25 protein-coding genes are annotated in these 24,817 nt (G+C 43.2%); 12 read left to right on the top strand and 13 right to left on the bottom strand.

Translation table 11 applies throughout. The features are described 5' to 3' along the window. Positions 1-116 precede the first annotated feature (116 nt). Complete coding sequence (ppc, locus tag AACW06_RS03460; protein WP_192073996.1) at positions 117-2,750, top strand: phosphoenolpyruvate carboxylase; 2,634 nt, start codon at positions 117-119, stop codon at positions 2,748-2,750. Positions 2,751-3,111: 361 nt separating this feature from the next. After that, positions 3,112-3,651, top strand: a complete 540-nt coding sequence (locus tag AACW06_RS03455) for a PadR family transcriptional regulator (RefSeq protein ID WP_192073995.1) — start codon at positions 3,112-3,114, stop codon at positions 3,649-3,651. A gap of 45 nt (positions 3,652-3,696) precedes the next feature. On the opposite strand, the gene cysE is transcribed toward AACW06_RS03455, so the two are convergent. The 5 genes from cysE to epmA form a co-directional block, all read right to left on the bottom strand. Next, positions 3,697-4,518: a serine O-acetyltransferase gene (gene cysE / locus AACW06_RS03450; RefSeq protein WP_192073994.1), complete on the bottom strand. Its 822-nt coding sequence runs from the start codon at positions 4,516-4,518 to the stop codon at positions 3,697-3,699. A gap of 92 nt (positions 4,519-4,610) precedes the next feature. Further along, a complete protein-coding gene (gene gpsA / locus AACW06_RS03445) occupies positions 4,611-5,639 on the bottom strand; it encodes an NAD(P)H-dependent glycerol-3-phosphate dehydrogenase (RefSeq protein ID WP_238336621.1) in 1,029 nt (342 codons plus the stop codon). A 280-nt stretch (positions 5,640-5,919) separates the two neighbouring features. Continuing rightward, complete coding sequence (gene secB, locus AACW06_RS03440) at positions 5,920-6,387, bottom strand: protein-export chaperone SecB (protein WP_053309583.1); 468 nt, start codon at positions 6,385-6,387, stop codon at positions 5,920-5,922. Between the two features lie 168 nt (positions 6,388-6,555). Next, the gene (locus AACW06_RS03435) at positions 6,556-6,990 is read right to left on the bottom strand and encodes a rhodanese-like domain-containing protein (protein ID WP_192073992.1); all 435 of its coding nucleotides are present in this window, start codon (positions 6,988-6,990) and stop codon (positions 6,556-6,558) included. Positions 6,991-7,140: 150 nt separating this feature from the next. Further along, positions 7,141-8,115, bottom strand: coding sequence for an elongation factor P--(R)-beta-lysine ligase (gene epmA / locus AACW06_RS03430; protein WP_192073991.1), 975 nt, complete (start codon positions 8,113-8,115; stop codon positions 7,141-7,143). Between the two features lie 249 nt (positions 8,116-8,364). Between epmA and frdA the strand changes: the two genes are divergently transcribed. From frdA to frdD, 4 genes are read left to right on the top strand one after another with little or no spacing between them, the layout of a single operon-like run. Next, a complete protein-coding gene (frdA, locus tag AACW06_RS03425; RefSeq protein WP_192073990.1) occupies positions 8,365-10,179 on the top strand; it encodes a fumarate reductase (quinol) flavoprotein subunit in 1,815 nt (604 codons plus the stop codon). Further along, positions 10,179-10,952: a succinate dehydrogenase/fumarate reductase iron-sulfur subunit gene (locus tag AACW06_RS03420; protein WP_053309587.1), complete on the top strand. Its 774-nt coding sequence runs from the start codon at positions 10,179-10,181 to the stop codon at positions 10,950-10,952. The genes frdA and AACW06_RS03420 overlap by 1 nt, the downstream gene beginning before the upstream one ends. 2 nt (positions 10,953-10,954) lie before the next feature. Next, positions 10,955-11,338, top strand: coding sequence for a fumarate reductase subunit FrdC (gene frdC, locus AACW06_RS03415; protein WP_192073989.1), 384 nt, complete (start codon positions 10,955-10,957; stop codon positions 11,336-11,338). Between the two features lie 13 nt (positions 11,339-11,351). Next, positions 11,352-11,729 (top strand): fumarate reductase subunit FrdD, encoded by a 378-nt coding sequence (frdD, locus tag AACW06_RS03410; RefSeq protein WP_053309589.1) that lies wholly within the window; start codon positions 11,352-11,354, stop codon positions 11,727-11,729. Positions 11,730-11,873: 144 nt separating this feature from the next. Here the strand turns inward: frdD and efp are convergent, their stop codons facing one another. After that, positions 11,874-12,440, bottom strand: coding sequence for an elongation factor P (gene efp, locus AACW06_RS03405; RefSeq protein ID WP_053309590.1), 567 nt, complete (start codon positions 12,438-12,440; stop codon positions 11,874-11,876). A 33-nt stretch (positions 12,441-12,473) separates the two neighbouring features. Between efp and epmB the strand changes: the two genes are divergently transcribed. Continuing rightward, the gene (gene epmB / locus AACW06_RS03400; protein ID WP_192073988.1) at positions 12,474-13,496 is read left to right on the top strand and encodes an EF-P beta-lysylation protein EpmB; all 1,023 of its coding nucleotides are present in this window, start codon (positions 12,474-12,476) and stop codon (positions 13,494-13,496) included. A 124-nt stretch (positions 13,497-13,620) separates the two neighbouring features. Next, positions 13,621-14,130: an MgtC/SapB family protein gene (locus tag AACW06_RS03395; RefSeq protein ID WP_192073987.1), complete on the top strand. Its 510-nt coding sequence runs from the start codon at positions 13,621-13,623 to the stop codon at positions 14,128-14,130. 94 nt (positions 14,131-14,224) lie between these two features. Here AACW06_RS03395 and AACW06_RS03390 read toward each other — a convergent pair whose 3' ends face one another. From AACW06_RS03390 to AACW06_RS03375, 4 genes are all read right to left on the bottom strand, one after another. Next, the gene (locus AACW06_RS03390; protein ID WP_192073986.1) at positions 14,225-15,985 is read right to left on the bottom strand and encodes a hypothetical protein; all 1,761 of its coding nucleotides are present in this window, start codon (positions 15,983-15,985) and stop codon (positions 14,225-14,227) included. A 260-nt stretch (positions 15,986-16,245) separates the two neighbouring features. After that, entirely contained in the window at positions 16,246-16,803 is a 558-nt protein-coding gene (locus AACW06_RS03385) for a VC2662 family protein (protein WP_192073985.1), read from the bottom strand. Between the two features lie 277 nt (positions 16,804-17,080). Beyond that, entirely contained in the window at positions 17,081-18,718 is a 1,638-nt protein-coding gene (gene groL / locus AACW06_RS03380; protein WP_053309595.1) for a chaperonin GroEL, read from the bottom strand. A 75-nt stretch (positions 18,719-18,793) separates the two neighbouring features. Continuing rightward, the gene (locus tag AACW06_RS03375) at positions 18,794-19,084 is read right to left on the bottom strand and encodes a co-chaperone GroES (protein ID WP_053309596.1); all 291 of its coding nucleotides are present in this window, start codon (positions 19,082-19,084) and stop codon (positions 18,794-18,796) included. Positions 19,085-19,335: 251 nt separating this feature from the next. Here AACW06_RS03375 and AACW06_RS03370 point away from each other — a divergent pair, with 251 nt between their 5' ends. After that, entirely contained in the window at positions 19,336-19,953 is a 618-nt protein-coding gene (locus AACW06_RS03370; RefSeq protein WP_192073984.1) for a helix-turn-helix transcriptional regulator, read from the top strand. Positions 19,954-20,068: 115 nt separating this feature from the next. Next, positions 20,069-20,407, top strand: a complete 339-nt coding sequence (locus tag AACW06_RS03365; protein ID WP_192073983.1) for a DUF3135 domain-containing protein — start codon at positions 20,069-20,071, stop codon at positions 20,405-20,407. Positions 20,408-20,454: 47 nt separating this feature from the next. Here AACW06_RS03365 and AACW06_RS03360 read toward each other — a convergent pair whose 3' ends face one another. Together AACW06_RS03360 and AACW06_RS03355 are read right to left on the bottom strand one after the other, a co-directional pair. Next, positions 20,455-20,880 (bottom strand): DUF805 domain-containing protein, encoded by a 426-nt coding sequence (locus tag AACW06_RS03360; RefSeq protein WP_192073982.1) that lies wholly within the window; start codon positions 20,878-20,880, stop codon positions 20,455-20,457. 51 nt (positions 20,881-20,931) lie between these two features. Further along, on the bottom strand, positions 20,932-21,279 hold the full coding sequence (locus AACW06_RS03355; RefSeq protein WP_192073981.1) for a 5-carboxymethyl-2-hydroxymuconate Delta-isomerase: 348 nt from the start codon (positions 21,277-21,279) through the stop codon (positions 20,932-20,934). Positions 21,280-21,568: 289 nt separating this feature from the next. On the opposite strand from AACW06_RS03355, the gene tpiA reads away from it, so the two are divergent. After that, on the top strand, positions 21,569-22,342 hold the full coding sequence (gene tpiA, locus AACW06_RS03350; RefSeq protein ID WP_053309601.1) for a triose-phosphate isomerase: 774 nt from the start codon (positions 21,569-21,571) through the stop codon (positions 22,340-22,342). 134 nt (positions 22,343-22,476) lie between these two features. Further along, positions 22,477-23,823 (top strand): MATE family efflux transporter, encoded by a 1,347-nt coding sequence (locus AACW06_RS03345; protein ID WP_192073980.1) that lies wholly within the window; start codon positions 22,477-22,479, stop codon positions 23,821-23,823. Between the two features lie 458 nt (positions 23,824-24,281). Here the strand turns inward: AACW06_RS03345 and rraA are convergent, their stop codons facing one another. Next, complete coding sequence (rraA, locus tag AACW06_RS03340; protein ID WP_192073979.1) at positions 24,282-24,800, bottom strand: ribonuclease E activity regulator RraA; 519 nt, start codon at positions 24,798-24,800, stop codon at positions 24,282-24,284. Positions 24,801-24,817 lie beyond the last annotated feature (17 nt).

The raw sequence follows: 24,817 nt of genomic DNA, 5'->3' as shown, positions 1-24,817 counted from the left end.
CATAAGTAATAAATGGAAACTTAGTCTGCTTTATTTGACTCGGAAGGGATCTTTTCGCTAGATTGTCCATCTAGCAAGGAACATAGGATGTAATTTTTTTACAAGGCAGGATGACAATGAACGAAAAATACGCTGCGCTCAAAAGTAACGTGAGCATGCTTGGCCGATTGCTAGGCAATACCATACAAGATGCCCATGGTGACGTTATCTTAGAGAAAGTGGAAACCATCCGAAAACTTTCCAAATCAGCACGTAACGGTAATCAAGCCGACCGAGACAGCTTGGTAGAGGAAATTAAAAATCTCCCCAATGAACAGCTCACTCCCGTTGCACGCGCTTTTAATCAATTTCTAAACTTAACCAACATGGCTGAGCAATACCATACGATTTCTCGTCACTGCGAAGAACACGTTTGTGAACCAGATGCCATCAGCTCTCTGTTTGCTAAACTCAATCAAAATAAAATTAGCAAACTGGATGCCGCTCAAGCGGTACGTGATCTGAATATCGAGCTCGTTCTCACCGCTCACCCAACAGAAATCACACGCCGTACCATGATCAACAAATTGGTTAAGATCAATGAATGTCTATCGAAACTTGAATTGAATGATCTCTCTTTCAAAGAGCGTCAAAAAACCGAGCGCCGTTTAGAGCAATTAATCGCCCAAAGTTGGCATTCAGATGTTATTCGTAAGCTGCGCCCAACCCCTCTTGACGAAGCAAAATGGGGGTTTGCGGTAGTAGAAAACTCATTGTGGCAAGCTATACCAGAGTTCTTACGTGAATTCGATGAGCGCCTAGATAGTTACTTAGGCGAAGGGCTACCAATTGATGCGCGCCCAGTGCATATCTCATCTTGGATGGGTGGAGACCGTGACGGTAACCCATTCGTTACTCACACTATTACCCGTGAAGTGCTGTTACTTTCTCGTTGGAAAGCGGCTGACCTGTACCTTGGCGACATCAATGAATTAGTCAGTGAACTATCAATGACTAAATGCAGTGATGCATTGCGAGCGCTTGCTGGTGAAGATGAACACGAACCTTACCGTGCGATTCTAAAGCGTTTACGTACGCTATTAACTGAAACCACGGAAGTGCTTGAAGCGAAAATCAATGGTCAACAATTAGCATGCAAAGCGCCGCTTCAGCATATCGACCAATTATGGCAGCCGCTGCTGGCGTGTTATCAATCACTGCATGAATGTGGCATGGGTGTCATCGCTGATGGTTCGCTACTTGACACACTACGCCGTATCAAAGCTTTTGGCGTGCATTTAGTACGTTTGGATATCCGCCAAGAAAGTACTCGTCATTCCGATGTGCTGTCTGAGCTGACACGCTATCTAGGCATTGGTGATTACGACCAGTGGAACGAGCAAGACAAAATTGCTTTCCTAACTAATGAACTCAGCTCAAAGCGCCCTCTATTGCCACGTGACTGGCAACCATCAGAGCCAGTTCAAGAAGTACTCGATACCTGTAAGATTATTGCCGCACAGCCTCGTGAAGCCTTTGGGGCATACGTCATTTCCATGGCTCGTACCGCGTCAGATGTACTCGCAGTGCACTTATTACTGCAAGAATCTGGCTGCCCTTATCGCATGGATGTCTGCCCACTGTTTGAAACATTGGACGACTTAAACAATGCTGAAGCGGTCATCAACCAATTGATGAGTATTGATCTCTACCGCGGCTTTATTCAAAACCATCAGATGGTGATGATCGGCTATTCTGATTCAGCTAAAGATGCAGGCGTGATGTCGGCTGGTTGGGCACAATATCGCGCAATGGATGCTCTAGTTAAAGTCAGCGAAGAAGCGGGCATTGAACTGACACTATTTCATGGCCGTGGCGGTACGATTGGTCGTGGTGGTGCGCCAGCGCACGCAGCGCTACTTTCCCAACCACCAAAAAGCTTGAAAGGTGGCCTACGCGTAACCGAACAAGGCGAAATGATTCGTTTTAAACTTGGTTTGCCAGAAGTGGCCATTAACAGCTTCAATATGTACGCTAGTGCAATTTTGGAAGCCAACCTACTTCCACCGCCAGAGCCAAAACAAGATTGGCGTGATTTGATGGATGTTTTATCAGAAGTATCTTGTGAGTCATACCGCAACATTGTGCGCGGCGAACCAGACTTTGTGCCTTATTTCCGTCAAGCAACCCCTGAACTAGAACTGGGTAAATTACCTCTCGGTTCTCGTCCCGCCAAACGTAATCCAAATGGTGGGGTTGAAAGCTTACGTGCTATTCCTTGGATTTTCTCTTGGAGCCAAAACCGCCTAGTACTTCCTGCATGGCTAGGGGCTGGTGAAGCGATTCAATACTCGATAGATAAAGGACACCAAGCACTACTTGAAGATATGTGTCGTGAATGGCCGTTCTTCTCCACACGCTTGGGCATGCTGGAGATGGTGTATTCTAAGTGCAACATCGAAATTTCACGCTACTACGATGAACGCTTAGTCGATGAATCGCTGCGTCCACTAGGTGATCGCCTACGCACTCAACTACAGAAAGACATCAAAGCGGTACTTAATGTGGAAAACAACGAGAATTTGATGCAAAGCGACCCTTGGGGTCTTGAATCAATTCGTCTGCGTAATATCTATGTTGAGCCATTGAATATGCTGCAAGCAGAGTTGCTCTATCGCACCCGTCAAACAGAGACACCATCGGTAGAATTAGAAGAAGCACTAATGGTAACGATTGCAGGCATAGCAGCAGGAATGCGTAACACAGGTTAAATAGTAGTTTTTTATTCCATAAAAATAATAAAAGGCCACATCGCGCGGCCTTTTATTTTGATTGAGTAAGATTATTGAGAATATTATCAGTTTTTTAAGCATTCACGCCCAAAGTATTCCACTTTATGCTTATTATTTAGATATAATACCACTCCTCTGCGAAACCATATAAATACAACAAATCGCAGATTGGTATGCGCAATGCGTACTACCCCCTAGGTGATAAACGGCTTTTAAGGTGACACAACCAACATACGATAAGTTGGTGTTGCTTAAACTCAACCAAGATTGATGCCATCAGAAGCACAACAAGAGTTTACGCGATTGGTTTCATCGTTTATTAACCATTTGGATTGAAGACATGTCATTACCACACGTTATCTTAACCGTTCTGAGCACTCGCGATGCCACAGGTTACGACATCACGAAAGAGTTCTCAGCTAGCATTGGCTACTTTTGGAAAGCCAGCCACCAGCAAGTTTACCGTGAATTAAATAAAATGGGTCAAAATGGCCTTGTTACTTGCGTATTAGAGCCTCAAGAAGGTAAACCTGATCGTAAAGTTTACTCCATCACGGATTCAGGTCGTCGAGCATTAGGTGAGTGGTTTGATCAACCGACTGCACACCCGACAGTTCGTGACGAATTCAGTGCTAAGCTTATCGCTTGTGCTGTACAGCCAGCAACGCCTTACCGAGTTCAACTGGGTGAGTTAATCGAAGAGTCAAAGAAATTAGTTGCTCATTACCAAGAGATTGAATCTGCGTACTATGCAACGCCTGCGACCTTAGATAAGCAACAACGTCTTGAACGCCTGACACTGCGTCGCAACCTTTTGCTTCGTCAAGCTTGGGTGGAATGGGCTGAAGAAGTGCTTGTTGAACTTGACGCCATGGCTTAATGCCTGCGATCAAAAAAGGTGATGCTTTTGCATCACCTTTTTTATTTAAATACCATCACCGCCGATAAAGCTTTGCGAGCGACCATTAAACTGCTGATCCATATCTAAAGAAGGCTTATCGGTTTGCGGACGACCGACAATTTTAGCCGGAACGCCAGCTACCGTGGTATGTGGAGGAACCGCTTGCAGTACCACAGAGCAAGAACCAATTTTAGCCCCCTCACCCACTTCAATATTGCCTAAAATTTTGGCACCAGCACCAATCATCACACCTTCACGAATTTTCGGGTGACGATCACCACATTCTTTACCTGTACCGCCAAGTGTCACATCCTGCAAAATCGACACATCATTTTCCACCACAGCAGTTTCACCAATGACGATACCTGTCGCGTGATCCAACATAATACCGCGGCCAATTCGAGCGGCTGGGTGAATATCGACCTGACAAGTCACTGAGATTTGGTTTTGGAAATAAGTTGCCAAAGCGACACGCCCTTGTTTCCATAACCAATTGGCAACACGATACCCTTGCAGTGCATGATAGCCTTTCAGGTAAAGCAGAGGCATCGAATACATAGAAACCGCAGGGTCACGATTAACCGTCGCACAAATATCACACGCTGCCGCTTCAGTAATGCTGCAATCGGCGGCAAAGGCTTCTTCAACAACCTCACGTACCGCCATGGCTGGCATAGAAGCAGTGTTCAGCTTATTAGCCAATATGTAGCTCAATGCTGAACTTAAGCTATCATGCTTGATGATGGTAGCATGATAAAAACTCGCCAGCATCGGTTCTTGTTCTGATTGTTCACGTGCCTCTTTGACTATCGCTTGCCAAACTTTGAATTTTTCGCAATGTTTCATCGTTGGTTCATTACCCTTACCAATTCAATCCCTAGAGCGTCAATGTAGATTGCCGTGCGATGAGTCTCCTCACCGATACTATGGGCAATGAATTATCGTTCCGCTTTTTTATCACGCGCTAGCAGATCTTGAGCCGCCATACGTGCATCTTTACCTTGATACAACACTTGGTAGATTTGTTCAACTATTGGCATCTCAACCCCCATTCGCTGTGCTAGAACCCATACTTCTTTAGTATTGCGGTAACCTTCAACCACTTGGCCAATTTCTTGTTGAGCAGTATCCACCTCTTTGCCTTGTCCCAATGCTAAACCAAAACGACGGTTGCGTGATTGGTTATCAGTACAAGTCAGTACTAAATCGCCTAACCCAGCCATGCCCATAAAGGTTTCCGGCTGGGCTCCTAGCGCAGCACCAAGGCGACACATTTCTGCCAAACCGCGAGTAATTAAAGCCGTACGGGCATTGGCACCAAAACCAATACCATCAGACATCCCTGCTCCAATTGCTATCACATTCTTAACCGCACCACCTAATTGCATGCCGATAAAATCACTATTGGCATAAACTCGAAACGTTTTGCTACAGTGGATTTTCTCTTGCAGCTCTTTCACAAACTGCTCATCAGGCGACGCAACGGAAATTGCAGTAGGCATTCCCATCGCTAGCTCTTTGGCAAACGTTGGACCAGACAATACCGCTAATGAATAATGATCGCCTATCACATCGTGTGCTACATCTTTCAATAAACGTCCAGTTTCCGGCTCCAACCCTTTGGTTGCCCAGCAGATCCGAGAGCTCTCTCCCAAATGCGGTTTGAGACTCTTCAAGACAATACCAAACACATGACTTGGTACCACAACCAATAGATCTCGGCTCGCTTGCACCGCTTTTTGTAAATCAGACTCGATAATTAGTGACGGTGGAAAATCAATATTGGGCAAAAACTCATGGTTAGCACGCTCAGCCTCAAGGCGAGCCATATGCTCAACTTCATGTCCCCAAAGAACAACATTTGCGCCATTACGCGCCAGAGAAATCGCCAGAGATGTACCGTAGGAACCAGCACCAATCACTGTCATTGCAATCTCTTTGCCGTAAATACTTTTAGGATCTGTCATTGTTTCGCCCATTAACTATTAGTGTCTTTATTTTATACCTAAACCATTTTCAGTGTTGCTCTTAAACAATTTATAAAATGGCTTAGGTATCATTCTGCTGATGCTGCTTACCATTTATTAGCCTTGGGCAGTCAAACAAACTAAGCCTTGGTAATAAAGATTAAACAGAGACAAATAAAAAATGCACATTGCACCGTCAGTCTTTGAGATGCTTTGTGCATTTTTAATCATTAAGAGCCGTGAAAATAAACCGCCCCTTAAATGCTAACGCTGATAGCGATTAAGCCTCAGCTTGTTCACCTTGAGACGCTTGCTGTTGTAGATAGTTCATAAACAATGCATCAAAGTTAACTGGTGCAAGGTTAAGTTGTGGGAATGTACCCTTAACCACCAAGCTAGAAATAGTTTCACGAGCGTATGGGAATAGAATGTTAGGGCAGAATGCACCTAAACAATGAGCCAATTGGCCTGCTTCCATTTTATCTGCAGTGAAAATACCACCTTGTTGAACTTCGCATAGGAATGCGTTTTCTTCAGCATTTTTTACAGTAACCGTTAGACGCAGCACAACTTCGTATACACCTTCACCAAGCTCACGGCTTTGAGTGTCTAGATCCAACTTCACATCTGGATTCCACTCTTTTTGAAACATCGTTGGTGAGTTTGGTGCTTCAAAAGAAACATCTTTTAGGAAGATACGTTGAATTGCGAAATTTTGTTGTGCGTCTTGTTGTGCTGCTTCAGCCATTGTTTAATCCTTAAATACTTACAAATTCTGTGTTGTCTTGAGACTAACCGAGCTAATTTTGAATGACTAGATGAACTCACTATTACGTGGAAAACATCACAACTCTTCAGGTTAAATGATGAATTTTCACTCAAGCAAGTTCAATTCTAGAGAACCACTGTCAGTGAATTACTTCTTGCCGCGAACCAATGGTAGGTTCGCTTCATTCCAAGCAACCAAACCGCTTTTCAATAGATTCACATTTTCAAAACCAGCTTTAGCGAGTAAGTTTGCACTCTCTTGCGCAGTTTGACCCGTTTTACATACCACAATTATTGGGTCTGACTTGTGATTTTCAAGGCTAGCAAAGTTACCAGCTTTAATATCCGACGGTAAAATGTGAACCGCATCGGTTATATGGCCTTTTTTGAACTCTTCTTTAGAGCGAATATCAACAACCACACCATTGTCATGATTCATCAGATAAGTGGTTTGTGCTGCGGTGATTTCTTTGTATGCCGCAGTGGTCGATTTTACGATGCTCATAATTAAGGCAACGAGAATACCTACCCATGCCAAAGATAGAATCATATTTTGTTGGAAAAACTCGATGTACTCTTGCATATGTTGTGCTCTTGCAATGTGGGCTTAAAAACAAACAAGGAGTATAGCGAGGTTGAAGTCATGACGCGAGTGCTTAGACGGCAGAATAAACAAGTGTTGCATTTTTTCTCATTCATCAGGAGTGAATGAAGAAAAATACCGAGATTCAAATTAAGCAATTGGAAATGGGAAAGCCGTCACTTTATCGATGTGATCTTGATCAAGCGCCAACATAATCAAGCGATCAATCCCTAAAGCCACACCTGCACATGCAGGTAAGCCCGCTTTTAATGCTTCAATTAAATGATAGTCAATAGGCTGCTCGGCAAGTCCCATCGCGTGACGTTTTTGGTTATCCACTTCAAAACGTGTCAATTGTTCTTGTGGGTTATCCAGCTCATGAAAACCGTTAGCAAGCTCAATCCCTTTAAAATAGACCTCAAAGCGATCCGCAACACGAGGATCTTGCGCATTAATTTTTGCCAATGCCGCTTGAGAGGCGGGGAAATCATAAACAAATGCGGGCGCTTGTTGACCAATTTTCGGTTCGATGCCGATACTAAATAGCAGTTGTAATAACGTATCTCGGTCTTCTTCTGGCTGCGCAATATCGTTCAGACCAAGCGTACTAGCAACGCGTTTAAGCTCCGTCATCGAAGCCTCTAAAGGACAAACACCAAGCACTTGAATAAAGGCTTGCTGATAAGTCATGCGTTCAGCCATCGCACATTGCAGAACAAGCTGCAACAACGTATCCATTTCATCCATAAGATCATAGTGGTTAAACCCAATGCGATACCATTCCAAGAGGGTAAATTCTGGGTTGTGGTATCGGCCGTTCTCTTCATTACGAAATGCTTTATTGATTTGATAAATAGAGCCACTCCCCGCCGCCAACAAACGCTTCATATGAAACTCAGGACTAGTCATAAAATGCAATCGACACCCATCAGCGTAACCTGGGCCAATAAACTCTGTTTCAAAGGTTTGCAGGTGGATATCAGTCACCGTAGCGTGACTCATCGCAGGAGTGTCAACTTCCAGTACGTCTCGCTCATCAAAGAACTGTCGAATTTTCTTGATTAGGTGGGCTCTTTGTCGCAGTTGTTGAATTGATGCAGTTGGCATCCAGTGTTGTTTACTCATTTTTTTGACTGATACACAAGTTGAAATAAAACAAATTCTACCCTGCTAAGAGTGAATTCCCAATCCGTACGTGATTATTATCACACAAAGAAAAATAATTATGCTTATACCTGCACTTCCGCAGTAAAAACCTAACAGAATCAATTTTTTCCTAACTAACCTCTTCTACACTAACAGCACCAAAAGTATGGCTTATTAGCTTTTAATTATAACAAGCGGAATTTCCGCATCACTCACTGGAGGATAACTGTGCAAATTATCACCACAGATATCGCAGTCATCGGCGCAGGCGGCGCTGGTCTTCGTACTGCAATTGCAGCAGCTGAAGCAAACCCTGATTTAGAAGTCGCTCTGATTTCAAAAGTCTATCCAATGCGTTCTCATACGGTCGCAGCAGAAGGTGGCTCGGCGGCAGTTATCAAGGAAGAAGATAGTCTAGATAACCACTTCAACGATACCGTTGGCGGTGGTGACTGGCTATGTGAACAGGATGTTGTTGAATACTTTGTTGCCAATTCGACGCGCGAAATGGTGCAAATGGAGCAATGGGGCTGCCCATGGAGCCGTAAAGAGAATGGTGAAGTCAACGTACGCCGCTTTGGTGGTATGAAAGTTGAACGCACTTGGTTTGCGGCGGATAAAACCGGCTTCCACATGCTTCACACCCTCTTCCAAACTTCAATGAAATATCCACAAATCAACCGCTTTGATGAGTACTTTGTGGTTGATCTGCTTGTTGAAGACGGTGAAATACAAGGTCTTATCGCCATTCACATGTCTGAAGGTGAATTGGTTACTATTAAAGCGAAATCTGTTGTATTGGCAACCGGTGGCGCAGGGCGTGTTTACCACTGTAATACCAATGGCGGTATCGTAACTGGTGACGGTATGGCGATGGCTTATCGTCACGGTGTTCCTCTCCGCGATATGGAATTTGTTCAATACCACCCAACAGGCTTACCGGGTACTGGCATTTTGATGACCGAAGGTTGTCGTGGTGAAGGCGGTATTATCGTCAACAAAAATGGCTACCGTTATCTACAAGATTACGGCATGGGCCCTGAAACTCCCGTTGGTCAGCCCAAAAACAAATATATGGAACTGGGTCCTCGCGATAAAGTTTCTCAAGCGTTCTGGCATGAACAGCAAAAAGGCAACACTATCAAACACCCACTGGGTGATGTAGTGCATCTTGACCTTCGCCACCTAGGTGAAGAGTACTTACAAGAACGTCTACCGTTCATTTGTGAGCTAGCTAAAGCTTACGTCAATGTCGACCCAGCCAAAGAGCCGATCCCAATTCGTCCTACCGTGCACTACACCATGGGTGGTATTGAGACCGATGGTCAATGCGAAACGCGTATTAAAGGCCTATTTGCGGTCGGCGAATGTGCATCCGTTGGTCTTCATGGTGCAAACCGCTTAGGTTCAAACTCTCTTGCTGAATTCGTAGTATTTGGCCGCGTTGCTGGTGAACAAGCAGTGAAACGCGCTGCTGAATTTAAAGGTTGGAACGATAAATCTATCGCTAAACAAGTGAAAGCGGTTGAAGAGCGTATTGCAGCCCTAATGAACCAAGAAGGCGATGAAAACTGGGCCACTATCCGTACTGAAATGGGCCACACCATGGAAGCAGGTTGTGGTATCTACCGCCAAGAAGATTTAATGCAAGCGACGATCGATAAAATCACCGAGCTTAAAGAGCGTTACAAGCGCATCAGCATCAAAGACAAAGGCAAAGTATTCAACACTGACTTGCTTTACGCGATTGAAGTTGGCTACGGCTTAGAAGTTGCCGAAGCGATGGCGCACTCTGCGATTTTACGTAAAGAGTCTCGTGGTGCTCACCAACGTTTGGATGAAGGTTGTACAGAACGTGATGACGTCAACTTCCTGAAACACTCTTTGGCTTTCTACCAACCAGATGCAGCGCCAACCATCGATTACAGCGATGTGAAAATCACCAAGTCACAACCGAAAGCGCGTCTATATGGTGAAGCCGCAGAACAAGCGGCCGCGGCAGAAAAAGCCGCCGAAGACAAACGCGCAGAGGAGCAAAAATAATGTCAGCAAATCGTATTCAAAAAGTAGATATCTTACGCTACGACCCAGAAGCGGATGCTGAACCGCATCTACAAGCCTTTGAAGTACCCTTTGATGAGACCATGTCGGTACTCGACGCCATTGGCTACATCAAAGATCACCTAGATAAAGACCTCTCTTACCGTTGGTCTTGCCGCATGGCGATTTGTGGTTCATGTGGTGTGATGGTGAATGGTGTACCAAAACTGGCTTGTAAGAGTTTCCTACGTGACTACCCGAATGGGGTCAAGATTGAGCCATTAGCCAACTTCCCTATCGAAAAAGATTTAATTGTTGATATGACACCGTTCATCGAACGTCTTGAAGCAATTAAACCTTACATTATCGGTAACGACCGTAAACCTGAAGATGGCACCAACCTGCAAACGCCAGAGCAAATGGCAAAATACAAACAGTTCGCAGGATGTATCAACTGTGGTCTTTGCTACGCAGCTTGCCCTCAGTTCGGTTTAAACCCTGAGTTCATTGGCCCAGCAGCATTAACACTTGCGCATCGCTATAACTTAGACAGTCGCGACAATGGTAAAGCTGAACGTATGAAGCTTATCAATGGTGATAACGGTGCTTGGGGTTGTACCTTTGTTGGTTATTGCTCTGAGGTCTGCCCGAAACACGTAGACCCTGCAGCAGCAGTAAACCAAGGTAAAGTAGAGTCTTCGATGGATTTTGTCATCGCGATGCTAAAGCCTGACGGTTCAACTAGCCATTCAGACAAAGATTCAGGGGAGGCGTAATCATGAGTAATCGTAAACCTTACGTACGTGAGATGAAGCGTACTTGGTGGAAAGATCATCCTTTCTACCGCTTCTACATGATGCGTGAAGCCACTGTTTTGCCTTTGATTCTATTTACCCTATTCCTAACTTTTGGTTTGGGTTGTTTGGTGAAAGGCCCTGAAGCGTGGCAAGGCTGGCTAAACTTTATGGCAAACCCAATTGTAGTTGCCATCAACATCGTCGCTTTAGCGGGCAGCTTACTGCATGCTCAAACCTTCTTCAGCATGATGCCACAAGTAATGCCTATTCGCCTGAAAGGTAAGTTGGTCGACAAAAAAATCATCGTACTCACTCAATGGGCTGCGGTGGCGTTTATTTCTCTCATCGTTCTGATTGTGGTGTAAGGAGCTTATAGTAATGAATAACAATTATAAGGTAAATCGCACCCCAAAACGTTCTGACGAACCTGTTTGGTGGGGACTATTTGGTGCCGGTGGTACATGGTTTGCTATGATCACGCCAATCACTATTTTAGTGTTGGGTATCCTAGCGCCACTAGGCATTATTGACGAACAAGCCATGAGCTATGAACGTGTTGCAAGCTTTGCAACTAGCATTATCGGTGCACTGTTCATCATTGGCACATTAGCGCTACCAATGTGGCATGCCATGCACCGTGTTCACCACGGTATGCATGACTTGAAATTCCATACTGGTATCGTTGGTAAAATTGCTTGTTACGCTTTTGCTGGTTTAATTTCAGCCCTAGCCGTTGTATTTATCTTCATGATTTAATCCAACGCTTATGCGATAAAAACAAAAAAGCTGATGAGAAATCATCAGCTTTTTTATTTGTTTGTCGTTCACTGTAAATATCAAATAGTTCAGCGACAAAAAAGGCCGCAACCGCGACCTTCTTAGCGTTAAGTAAGTAATGATTTACTTAACACGACCTACATACTCACCAGAGCGAGTATCAACTTTGATCACTTCACCAATGGTAATAAATAGTGGAACGCGAACTACAGCACCAGTAGTCAATGTTGCTGGTTTACCACCCGTACCCTGAGTGTCACCTTTTAGGCCAGGATCGGTTTCTGCCACTTCTAGTTCAACAAAGTTTGGTGGTGTAACCGCAATTGGGTTACCGTTCCAAAGTGTTAACATACAAGTGTTGTTTTCTACCAACCACTTAGCGCTATCACCAACCGCTTTTAAGTCTGCAGCGATCTGCTCAAATGTTTCTGCATTCATAAAGTGGTAGAATTCACCGTCGCTATATAGATAATCTAAGTCGATATCCATAACGTCAGCCACTTCAACTGAGTCACCCGATTTAAATGTTTTTTCCAGAACTTTGCCAGAAAGCAGTTTACGGATTTTTACACGGTTGAATGCTTGACCTTTACCTGGTTTCACATACTCGTTTTCGAGAATGACACAAGGCTCATTATCAAGCATAATTTTGAGACCGCCTTTAAATTCATTCGTGCTAACAGTAGCCATTTTTTCCTCTTACCATTCTTCGAGTTAAATTCAATGCCGCACATAATAACCCGAAAAGTCGAATCTGTTGAGCAAAACTGGCTCCAACAGTTAACGAATGCGATCTCAAACCCTGCAGATTTATTACAAATACTGGAGATCGATCCTTCACTTTGGCAAAACGGCTTTGAAGCTCGCAAGCTTTTCGCCCTACGAGTCCCACAAAGTTTTGTCGAACGTATGGAAAAAGGGAACCCTTATGATCCACTGTTGCGCCAAGTGCTTCCGCTCAGCGAAGAGTTTGAATGGCATCAAGGCTATTCAACTGACCCACTTGAAGAGCAAAATAACGCGATTCCAGGTTTGCTGCATAAATACAAAAACCGAGCACTGATGATCGTAAAAGGCGGATGTGCAGTGAATTGCCGATACTGCTTCCGTCGTCACTTTCCCTACCAAGAGAATAAAGGCAGTAAAACGGTTTGGCAGCAAAGCTTGGATTACATTGCCGCACATCCTGAATTGAATGAAGTCATCCTATCTGGTGGCGATCCACTGATGGCAAAAGATCACGAGCTTAAATGGTTGATAGATGCGATTAGCCAAATTCCACACATCAAACGCTTACGTATTCACTCGCGCTTGCCTGTCGTGATACCGGCGCGTATTACCGACTCGTTATGTAAGTTACTGCAAGATACTCGCTTGCAAGCCATTCTCGTCACGCACATAAACCACGCTAACGAAATCAGCCTTGAGCTTAAACAGCAAATGAATCGTCTACGTGCTATTAATGTCACCCTACTAAACCAAGGTGTACTACTTAAAGGAGTCAATGACAGCATCAAAGCTCAAGTTCAATTAAGCGAAACATTATTTGATGCTGGCATCCTGCCCTATTACCTGCACGTATTAGACAAAGTTCAAGGCGCGGCACACTTTTTTGTTTCAGATCAACAAGCTAAAGACATTATGGCCGGTGTTATCGAACAAGTTTCTGGTTACTTAGTTCCTAAGTTAACACGAGAAATTGGCGGTCGTTCAAGTAAAACACCACTCGATTTGCATTTAGAATAGATAAATAATCGCGCTGACAAATCATTGTCTCTCGCCATAAATTTTGCTTATCTAGACAAACAAAAGCTTTTGTTCGATCAAGATTCACTTTCTCTGCATACTCGACGTTTTTTAGGAGGTCAGCATGCAACCCATCGAACAACTTCTCAATCTCGGACCTTTTAGTTGGCCAGCTCTGCTTTGCTGCGCACTCAATGGACTATTAATCGGTATTGAACGCCAAACTAGGGGGAAACCGGTAGGCATTCGAACCTCGATATTAATTATTTCTGGTACGTACTTTTTCTTAGCGATGGGGGTATCTTTGTCACCGAATACACTCGACCAGGCTCGGGTCCTTGGACAGATCATCACAGGGGTTGGCTTTTTGGGCGCAGGGGTGATGATGACTCAAGATGGTAAGATTCATGGTGTGACCTCTGCAGCCGTTATTTGGGTGCTCGCTTCGCTTGGTTTGATGATTGGCCTTGGGTACTTACAACAATCCGTGATTATCACCGTTTTAGTACTGAGCGTACTTTACGGAGTAGATAAAGTTGAGAATAGCTTTAAAAGCTTGCGCCGCGGCGTACATCAAAAGTTTCAAAATAGGAAATCATCGCATCTATTAAATAAAAAGCGGATAGAACAATAAAAATAAACAATGGGAATTAAATAGAAAATGCCAGAACCTTCATTCTGGCATTTTTATAGGATCAAAAACTAGAATTTACCATCTTTGTTACTATTTAATTAACCAATTCCCATCCGAGATTATCATGTGGTGCGGCTTCACCAGCATTAATCCACCACTTACTGCGATACTCTAAGTTATTAAATGGGTCTACCACTACAGTTCCAGCGTTAGGATAAGCCGTAAAATTATTCCAAACACCTTCAAGTGCCGCTTCTGGCTCTTCTGGCTCACTAAATTCAGTTTCATAAATATTACAATCTGATTCCGTTGGTGCTACGGTAATTTGAATTGTCGGTTCATTACTTGGAGTAAAGTTATCAACAGTTTCAGCAAAAACAGAGCCAAATTCCGCCGAGCACTCTTGACTTTGATACGATAAAGTGACTATTGAAGCATCCAATGGCAGCATTGTATGCGCATTTGGTGTTGCCCAACCATTAACTAAAATCGTACCATCTGCACTTCGAACTACCATGTACATTGAGTCTGGCAAGACAGACTTATCCACGTAAACGGGAATAAACTTAGTTGCGTCAATAACACCTTGCTCACCGAAAGTCCGCACAGGAACGCTAGTCAATACCGCTTCAAGAACTTTACCAAAATGCTTCGCGTATTTGATTTTGTTATCAACTTGCTCATTTTCAAAAACGTTGCGAACAGCTCTGGTTATTGTTTGAATTTCTTGGTTTGAATAAAAACCATAATTTTTCAATAGCTGGATATAACCGCGCAAATCATTCCATGTTAACGATGCATTATAAATTTTACCAGATTCAGAAAGTTGTGTAGAAACATCTGGGATCTGACGAATATAGCGAGAACCAAAGTCATTTTGCTTTGTAAAGCAAGTCCAGTCATTTTCTAAATCCTGAGTGACGTTCATGCAGTGTTGGAAAGTCGCTTCATTTTTTAATGGCTGATCTTTCGCAGCGTAAGGACCACGGTTATACATAAAACTTAATAACATGGAGAGTGCATCAGGGTCCTTTGCACCTTGCAAGAATTCATGGATACGGTTACCAGGTTCATTTTGCGCTGTTTCATTTTGTTGCCAAGAAAAAGCTCCCGTATTAATTGCAACAGCAGAAGCATTATAATAGGCACTGGTAATTGCAGAACCCAAAATATTACGGGCAGGCCCGTTATTAGAACTAATGGTATTTTCAGGATCCATAGCGGCAAATACGGCAGGGAACCCACCTTCAGCGGCACCTTGAAGCTCAGACCAAGCACTGCCAGGATATTCCACCTGCAGAACGCCATCATCATCACCATCACCCATTTCAGCAGAGGGTAAATCATCGCCTAATGAGCTTTCTTGTAGTGCTTTCGAAACATAATAGTTTGGACCCATATTTCTTTTGAAATATTCGCCAAATGATTCACCGGTCGCAAATGGTTTATCTAAGTTGAAAGTACCATTTTCTTTTTTTAGACCATATTGAATTTGAACCATACTCTGCATAGAGGCGTGAGCAAATGCCATTGCCCATAATTTATGCTCCAGTATTTTCCGATTAGAATCGGAATTCAATAAATTCAAGCTGACTTTATTTGGATAATTTTTTTTCCAGTTAATTTCACGTTGATCACATGTCGCTGGGTCTAAAATCAATTTATCGCCTTGAGCCTTAATATTACAATGATAATTCACTGTAGTTTGATCGGCCAATTTAAGACTATAATCAACGTTACCACTCTTAGTTGGCAATAATGCTTGATATTGTTCTAGCGTAATAGACTCAGCAGAAATTGCACTCGTACAAAATAAAGCCGAAGCAATGCAAAAAGTTAACCTAGATAGTTTCATTTTATTTCCTAAAAATGTAATTTTAATTAACAGTTTAAATTCAAATTAACTCACATTAAATAGAAAAAACTTTCAATAAAACAGAGCACTCGCCAATACCATTAAAAATCATAACTAGTATAGTTTTATCACAAACAATACGATACCAATGTGAAAAATGGCACAATAAAGATAGTGGGAAATAAAAATGCTGCTAACAAAACGTTAGCAGCATCAAAAAAAATTGCTTACTATTTTATATTAATTTAGAAAATAAATAGTTATTTAGCAAAGTTAATTATAGGAAAACATTTAAAGAAGCCATTATCAGCGCAGTTAATCAAACCAATTTGTACACCTTCAATTTTGGTTGTTTTATTGAATACGCCAACTTGAACCGTAGAAATTTCAGAGAAGTTAGCAGCACCAACATCAACCATGGTATTGCCTTCAGAATAGTTAACAAAGCTCACGTTTGCACCACGTACATCATTCGTTACGTTCACAGCACCGATGTTTGCCCCCGAAGCTGTTCCTGTATTCCAGTTAAAGAGTCCCAGTGATGCGCCCGTCATGTCTTGGTTGACTTTTGATGCACCAAAAAAACCAAGGTTAACACCAGTAGTTGAATTAGTTTCAGAAAGTCCAATAATAGCCAAATCGACACCTTTTACCTCATCGACTTTGCCATAAAGCGCTGCAACGCGTAGACCTGATACAGCATTTTCATCTGGTGCATTAAAATTGTTGATAGAAGAAAACATAACTGGAGTTCCAGCCATGGCAACAGAAGATGATAAGGCCGCAGTAACCGCTAACATTGATAGCTCTTTTTTCATAAATATCCCCACTGATAGATAAAACCTTACTATTGACTAAGTAAAGCCGTTAAGTAATTGCCTAGCACAGAACGAAACTGCTTTCGCCAAGCACTTAATCAAGAATCAACAACTCAGCCAATTTCCTTCCCCTCCAATGTAGGAGGTAACACTAAAAATGACAAGTCAAAGTCAGAAGTCTAAAATACCGCCTTCGAATAAACGTCAGAATTAAGACAATTATAAAAAAACCGGAGCCAAGCTCCGGTTCTTTACATTAATGGGGATGATGCAAAATTTACATCATTCCACCCATTCCACCCATGCCGCCCATATCAGGCATGCCAGCAGATTCTTTCTGTGGTAAGTCGGTTACCATCGCTTCTGTTGTGATCATAAGCCCAGCAACTGACGCGGCAAATTGCAATGCGCTACGAGTCACTTTGGTTGGGTCCAAAATACCCATTTCGATCATGTCGCCATACTCACCCGTTGCCGCGTTATAACCGTAGTTACCTTCGCCTGCACGTACGTTGTTTGCGACCACTGACTCTTCATCACCAGCATTGGTCGTGATTTGACGAATTGGCGCTTCCATTGCACGAAGTGCTACACGGATACCGACATTTTGCTCTTCGTTATCACCTTCAAGACCAGCTACTTTAGATGCCGCACGAATAAGCGCAACACCACCACCAGCGACTACGCCTTCTTCAACTGCAGCGCGAGTTGCATGTAGCGCATCTTCTACGCGGTCTTTCTTCTCTTTCATTTCAACTTCAGTCGCAGCACCGACTTTGATCACAGCAACACCACCAGCAAGTTTTGCAACGCGCTCTTGTAGTTTTTCTTTGTCGTAGTCTGAAGTTGCGTCTTCGATTTGTTGACGAATTTGAGCAACACGACCTTGAATAGCCGCCTCATCACCAGCGCCATCAATGATGGTTGAGTTCTCTTTCGTGATAGAGATGCGTTTCGCTTGACCTAGGTCTTCTAGTGTCACTTTTTCAAGCTCTAGACCGATCTCTTCAGAAATAACCGTACCACCTGTTAGCGTTGCGATATCTTGTAGCATCGCTTTACGACGGTCACCAAAACCAGGCGCCTTCACTGCAGCAACTTTTACGATACCGCGCATGTTGTTGACAACTAACGTAGCCAGAGCTTCGCCTTCCACGTCTTCAGCAATAATAAGCAGCGGACGAGAAGCTTTTGCAACAGCTTCTAATGTTGGTAACAACTCACGAATGTTCGAGATTTTCTTATCAACCAGTAAAATAAATGGGCTTTCTAGTTCAACACTGCCCGCTTCTTGGTTGTTGATGAAGTATGGTGATAAGTAACCACGGTCAAATTGCATACCTTCGACAACATCAAGTTCGTCTTGTAGTGCTTGACCTTCTTCAACGGTGATTACACCATCACGACCTACTTTTTCCATTGCTTCAGCAATGATGTTACCTACACTCGTGTCAGAGTTGGCAGAAATTGTACCTACTTGAGCAATCGCTTTAGTGTCAGCACATGGTACAGACAGCTCTTTCAATGCTTCAACTGCTGCGATAACCGCTTTATCGATCCCGCGCTTAAGATCCATCGGATTCATACCCGCAGCAACTGCTTTTAGGCCTTCAGTAATGATCGCTTGCGCCAACACTGTTGCCGTCGTTGTACCGTCACCCGCCGCATCATTCGCTTGCGAAGCAACTTCTTTCACCATTTGAGCGCCCATGTTCTGGAACTTGTCTTCCAGCTCAATTTCACGCGCTACAGAAACACCATCTTTGGTGATGACAGGCGCACCAAAAGATTTATCTAAAACAACATTACGCCCTTTAGGACCAAGCGTTACTTTTACTGCGTCAGCTAGAACGTTGACACCTTCTAGCATTTTAATTCGTGCGTCGTTACCAAATTTAACGTCTTTAGCAGCCATCTTTAATTTCCTTTTCTTAATTCTGTTTTAATCAATCGTTTTTGAATTAGAGCAAAAATTACTCAATGCGCACTCTTACTCGACAATCGCCATAATGTCGCTTTCAGACATAATGAGCACTTCTTTACCGTCGATCTTTTCAGTTTTAGTGCCGTAGCTTTCAGCGAAGATAACAGTATCACCCACTTTAACATCCAGTGGTTGAACCGAACCGTTCTCTAGAATGCGGCCTTTACCTACCGCTACGATGGTCCCGCGTGTTGATTTTTCTGCGGCTGAACCAGTTAGAACAATGCCACCAGCAGATTTAGATTCAACTTCTTGGCGTTCAACGATAACTCGGTCGTGTAATGGACGAATGTTCATCGGTCGTCTCTCCTGATTTTATTTTCCGTGAAGTTTATGAAAGGCTGATTACTCAGCTCGTGACAGATATGTGGGGGGTGGTAAGTGCAATCCCAAGGGGGAAATAAGAATTTTTTGTGACGAAATTAACGAATTGGTCGTCAATAACTCATTAATGCGCACAAAACTAAATACTTACCTATGCGGCATAGTAAATAATTTGCTTTATTAACCTGCTTCTTCATAATAGATAAAGTTATGAGAGGAATACGATGAAAACCATTGATAGAATACTCCAAACCTTAAAACGTGATGGCGCAGTAACCGCAAAGCAATTAGCCGATGACTTAGGTATCACCACCATGGGAGCCCGTCAGCACCTACAAAGTTTGGAAGATGATGGCATTCTTACTTTTCACGATGTGAAAGTAAAAGTCGGGCGTCCTACTCGTCATTGGTCATTGACTCAAAAAGGCCATGATCAATTCGCAGATCGTCACGGAGAACTCACCATCCAAGTGATTGATGCGGTTGAACATTTGTTCGGTAAAGAGGGGCTTGCCAAGGTGGCCGCTGAACGCGAGGCTCAAACATTCGCGCAATATCAACAAGCGTTAATCAACTGCAAAAATTTAGAAGATAAATTGAATACCTTGGTTATCCTACGTGAGCAAGAAGGCTATATGGCGGAATTGGAATCAACGGAAGATGGTTTCATGTTAATCGAGAACCATTGTCCTATCTGCAAAGCCGCAACCCGCTGCCCTAACCTTTGTAGATCCGAACTGAATATCTTCCAAACACTGCTCGGTAGCGAACATTGCATTGAGCGGAGTGAGCATATTATTCAAGGTGAACGTCGTTGCACCTATAAAATTACCACTCGCTAGCATTGTCTCATATTTAAGAATTGCGCATTTCGTTCCAACGCAGCGCTCGTTCCTCAGTTATGCTTTAGTTATGTTGATAAAATAATCAACATAACTAAATGTAAAGGAGTGACATATGGTGCCCCCTCAAAAACAGGCTTTACCCTCTTTTGATGAACTGGTTGAACTTGCACAGCACAACCCAGAAGCCTTTACACAACTAAAAAAAGACATTTGTGAGGAGTTGATTCTCTCTGCTTCGTTCAATATGCAAGATAGGCTTTGGGCTCAACAAAGCCACATTGATTTAGTCGTAAGCCAGTGCAAAAACCCCGTTCACGCTAACGTGACTTTAATGCGCGAGCTTAGTCAGCAGATGATAAAATTCCAAAATGCCTTAGATGGTGAATTTGAAAAAGAGAAGGTTAGCGCCAAGATCATACCTTTCACTCCTCGTGATAATGGCTGGCGATAAACTTAAGCAGGCTCACCGTACCAGCTTAAATTTATTCAAGTTTAAGCTTATTCTGCTTCAGGCCCATAATCATTGTTGCCTACAGAACCTTTCATAAAGCCACACTCAACCAGTATCCATACTCCGCACACTAGTGCCACTAGAGAAACCAAGGCTTCCATCATACCGGCTTGAGCCGCCACATCAGCATTGCCAATTGGCATCGTCATACGTCCCAAAACCAACGGAACATTGAGCACTAACCACCACACTGACTTGTTTCGATCATGCCAACGCTTTGCTGTGATCGCCAAGTCAGGAATGAGCACAATCAACAAAAATACCGGCAAGATAAGGTAAGCAATATTGGGAAATATCTTATTAGCGACGGTAGCGAAACCGATAATCAACGCATAATAAGTGACGTTCCATAGCCAAAAAGTTTTTCGACCAATACGGCCTTGAAATGAAAATAGCAGTTCTTTAATCGACATTTTATTACCTAACAATGATTTATTTAACCTTAACTCAGATTAGAGATGAGGTTAATTTACGACCTTCTGGAAACTGTCTTTATCCATATCTCGTACATTGATGGTCAAGCTTCTTACTTGACTAGCTTGCTGCTGCAAAACTTCCATCAACTGACGAGATAAGCTACGCTTTTGTTCTGACGTTCTACCTGACAGTAATTCAAAACTAATATGAATAAAATCAACACTGTCACCCTCTTCACCAATAAACCAATGGTGGCAGCGCAACGCACGAGATTTAACCGAATCAGCATCAAATAACCCGCACTTCAGAGCCACATGGTGCAGATCTTCCAACAAACCTTGAACATTAACACGTTCATCTACCGAGTTTGAGTATTCCATAACAAGATTTGGCATTTGCATTCCTTTTATCGGTTATCTGATCTGTCATACGGAGTTAACCGTTTAGCATGATAAGTATTCTTTCGGATTATGGGTATAGCAACTAATCGAGCAAAATCCGAGTGATAGGTTACTATTCTGCCGATGGGATCACTGACAAGCTGCACAGGCCATTGATGAAGATCCAATAAAGTCATGACTCGCATCATGATCTGCTGAGTTTTATCTGTTATATTCTTTCGCAATCACGTTTATTTTTTACATTCATTGGCTTTAATATTTGATAATTAATGGAGATATTCCTATGCGTCATCCTGTAGTTATGGGTAACTGGAAACTAAACGGCAGCAAAGAAATGGTTGTTGAACTACTAAACGGTCTTAACGCTGAACTTGAAGGCGTTACAGGCGTAGACGTAGCAGTTGCTCCACCAGCACTATTTGTAGACCTTGCTGAGCGTACGCTTACTGAAGCTGGTAGCGCGATCATCCTAGGTGCTCAAAACACTGACCTACACAACAGCGGTGCATTCACTGGCGACATGTCTCCAGCTATGCTTAAAGAGTTTGGTGCAACTCACATCATCATCGGTCACTCTGAACGTCGTGAATACCACAATGAATCAGACGAGTTTGTTGCTAAAAAATTCGCATTCCTAAAAGAAAATGGCCTAACGCCTGTTCTTTGTATTGGTGAGTCTGAAGCGCAAAACGAAGCTGGCGAGACAGTGGCAGTATGTGCACGTCAACTTGACGCAGTTATCAACACTCAAGGCGTTGAAGCTCTTGAAGGCGCTATCATCGCTTACGAACCAATCTGGGCTATCGGTACTGGTAAAGCGGCTACAGCTGACGATGCACAACGCATTCACGCTCAAATCCGTGCTCACATTGCTGAGAAATCTGAAGAAGTTGCGAAAAACGTTGTTATCCAATACGGCGGTTCTGTTAAACCTGAAAACGCAGCAGCTTACTTTGCACAACCAGACATCGATGGTGCTCTAGTTGGCGGCGCAGCGCTTGACGCGAAAAGCTTTGCAGCTATCGCAAAAGCGGCAGCTGAAGCGAAAAACGCATAATTATTACGATTATCGTATTTCTTTAATTGAGAAAGGTCAGCTCTGCTGGCCTTTTTTATTGGCTAACATTCCCAACCTAGCCGCTAAGATCATAATCTTGTATCCTAGCGTTTTGCCTACCAAGCCTGTCAGTTATGCACCAACCCGCAAGCAACGATAAACACGGCCTACTTACAGCCCCCATTTCCGATGTGTTGCGTCAAATGACGATTCCGATGATTTTCGGTTTAGTTGCTATTTTGATGTTTAACTTGGTCGATACTTTTTTTATCTCACTACTTGGTACTCAATCTCTTGCCGCCATTAGCTTTACCTTTCCGGTCACCTTTGCCATTAATTGCATCACTATGGGCATTGGTATTGGTTTATCCACCAGCATTGGACGCTTACTTGGACAAGGCGATGCACAAAATGCCGCACGTTTTTCTAGCCATGGGGTCTTACTGGCCGTCATATTAGTGACGATCGCCTCCGTGATCGGTTTGCTTACCATTGAACCACTATTTTTACTACTCGGAGCAACGCACGAGCTCATTCCTCTCATTAAGCAGTACATGCAAGTATGGTATCTGACCATTCCTCTATTGGTGATCCCAATGGCTGGTAACAGTGCGATTCGCGCAACAGGCGATACCAAAACACCGGCTAAAATAATGATGTTATCAGGCTTAATTAATGGTGTGCTCGACCCACTACTGATTTTTGGTTACGGGCCATTTCCTGAGTTAGGTATTCAAGGTGCGGCAATTGCAAGCGCCTTTAGCTGGCTAGGTGCCTTATGTGGTTCACTTTACGTATTAGTCACAAGAGATCGACTCTTAGCTTGGCCTTATTTGCCAATTTTATGGCATGATTGGAAACAGATATTAAAAGTAGGTACCCCCGCAGCCCTTTCCAATGCGATGAACCCGTTGTTGGGAGCACTATTGATGATAATGCTTGCCAGCCATGGAACAGCCGCCGTGGCAGCCTATGGTGCTGCGCAACGTATCGAGTCGATTTTAATTTTGGTGTTGATGTCTTTAACGTCTTCACTTACGCCTTTTATGGCACAAAATATTGGAGCCAAAAATACACAACGCAGCTTTGCAGGTTTATTTGTGAGTATGCGTTTCTCGGTTGTTTTCCAATTGATGATTTTCGCAATGATGGTGCCACTGAGCATCCCTTTAGCGGCACTATTTTCACAAGAACAGTCAGTACGCGATCTTCTATGGCATTACTTACTTGTTGTCCCCTTTAGCTACGGCTTCCAAGGCATTGTAATGATGCTGATTGCTGCTTTAAACGCACTGCATAAACCGATACGAGCCTTCCAATGGAGCTTTATGCGGTTATTTGTGTTTACTTTACCCGCAGCTTGGTTAGGTTCTTATTGGTATGATGTTGAAGGGTTATTTATCGGCATTGCGCTAGGGAATATTTCAGGCGGTATGCTAGGCTATGTCTACGCGCTACGTTTACGGCGCACCTGTCAATAGATAGATCAGTAGTAGAGAAACTGCCTAATTCGATAGTTGTTATTTTAGTTCAATCGATACCAATTAGTTAATATCGTTTTATATTATATATACCCTTTCTACTTGAAGTTACAGCGGTGTTGGCTACGTTTGCTTACCCCAATCACATCGTTTATCTATGCTCATGGGGATTCTCTCACTAACCGTTAGCTTCTGACAGGCATACCCAGTCCTATGACTTTGTTTATTAATGGAAGTTGTAAAAAAGCCGACGCAATAAACGTCGGCTTTTTTGTGATTCAAATTAGAGGTAAAAATTATACCAATCGTAGTAAATAACTGTTCATTCTAGCTGGTTAAAATGCTCGATGACTGCGTTAGAATTTTTGATTGTAGAATAACTACTTATCGAAAAATCTTGCCTTGTTCTCAAGCCTTTTTCCGCGCTATTTCTGACCACTTATTTACTGTGATTGGTATTACTCATCCACTTGGTCGTCTTCATCTAAGTCCATTTCAACATTTAATGGCTCTTGCGACAAAATAATGCCAGTGTTGTCGGCATAGAGGTAATCTTCAGGTAGGAAAGTCACACTGCCAAAATTCACCGCAACATCAACCTCACCAATACCCTGTGCAGAAGCACCAACAGGAATAGACGCTAAGGCTTGAATACCAATACTCATATCTTCAAGTTCATCGACTTCACGCACGCAGCCGTAAACGACAATCCCTTCCCATTCGTTTTCTTCAGCAAGAGCCGCTAATTCCGCATCAATTAAAGCACGGCGCAGTGAGCCACCACCATCAACCAGTAGTACCCGGCCTAAGCCATCTTGCTCTAGTACTTCACGGATCAAACCATTATCTTCAAAACATTTAACGGTTGTTAGTTGGCCTGCGAATGAAGCGCTACCACCAAAGTTGCTAAACATTGGTTCCACAACATCGACTTGGTCGAGATAAATATCACATAACGCTGAGGTGTTGTATTCCATATCCGTTCTTCTCTTGC

The sequence above is a fragment of the Vibrio sp. S12_S33 genome, assembly GCF_963889785.1.
Taxonomy (GTDB): domain Bacteria; phylum Pseudomonadota; class Gammaproteobacteria; order Enterobacterales; family Vibrionaceae; genus Vibrio; species Vibrio aestuarianus.
This window is presented reverse-complemented; position numbering and strand designations above follow the sequence as displayed.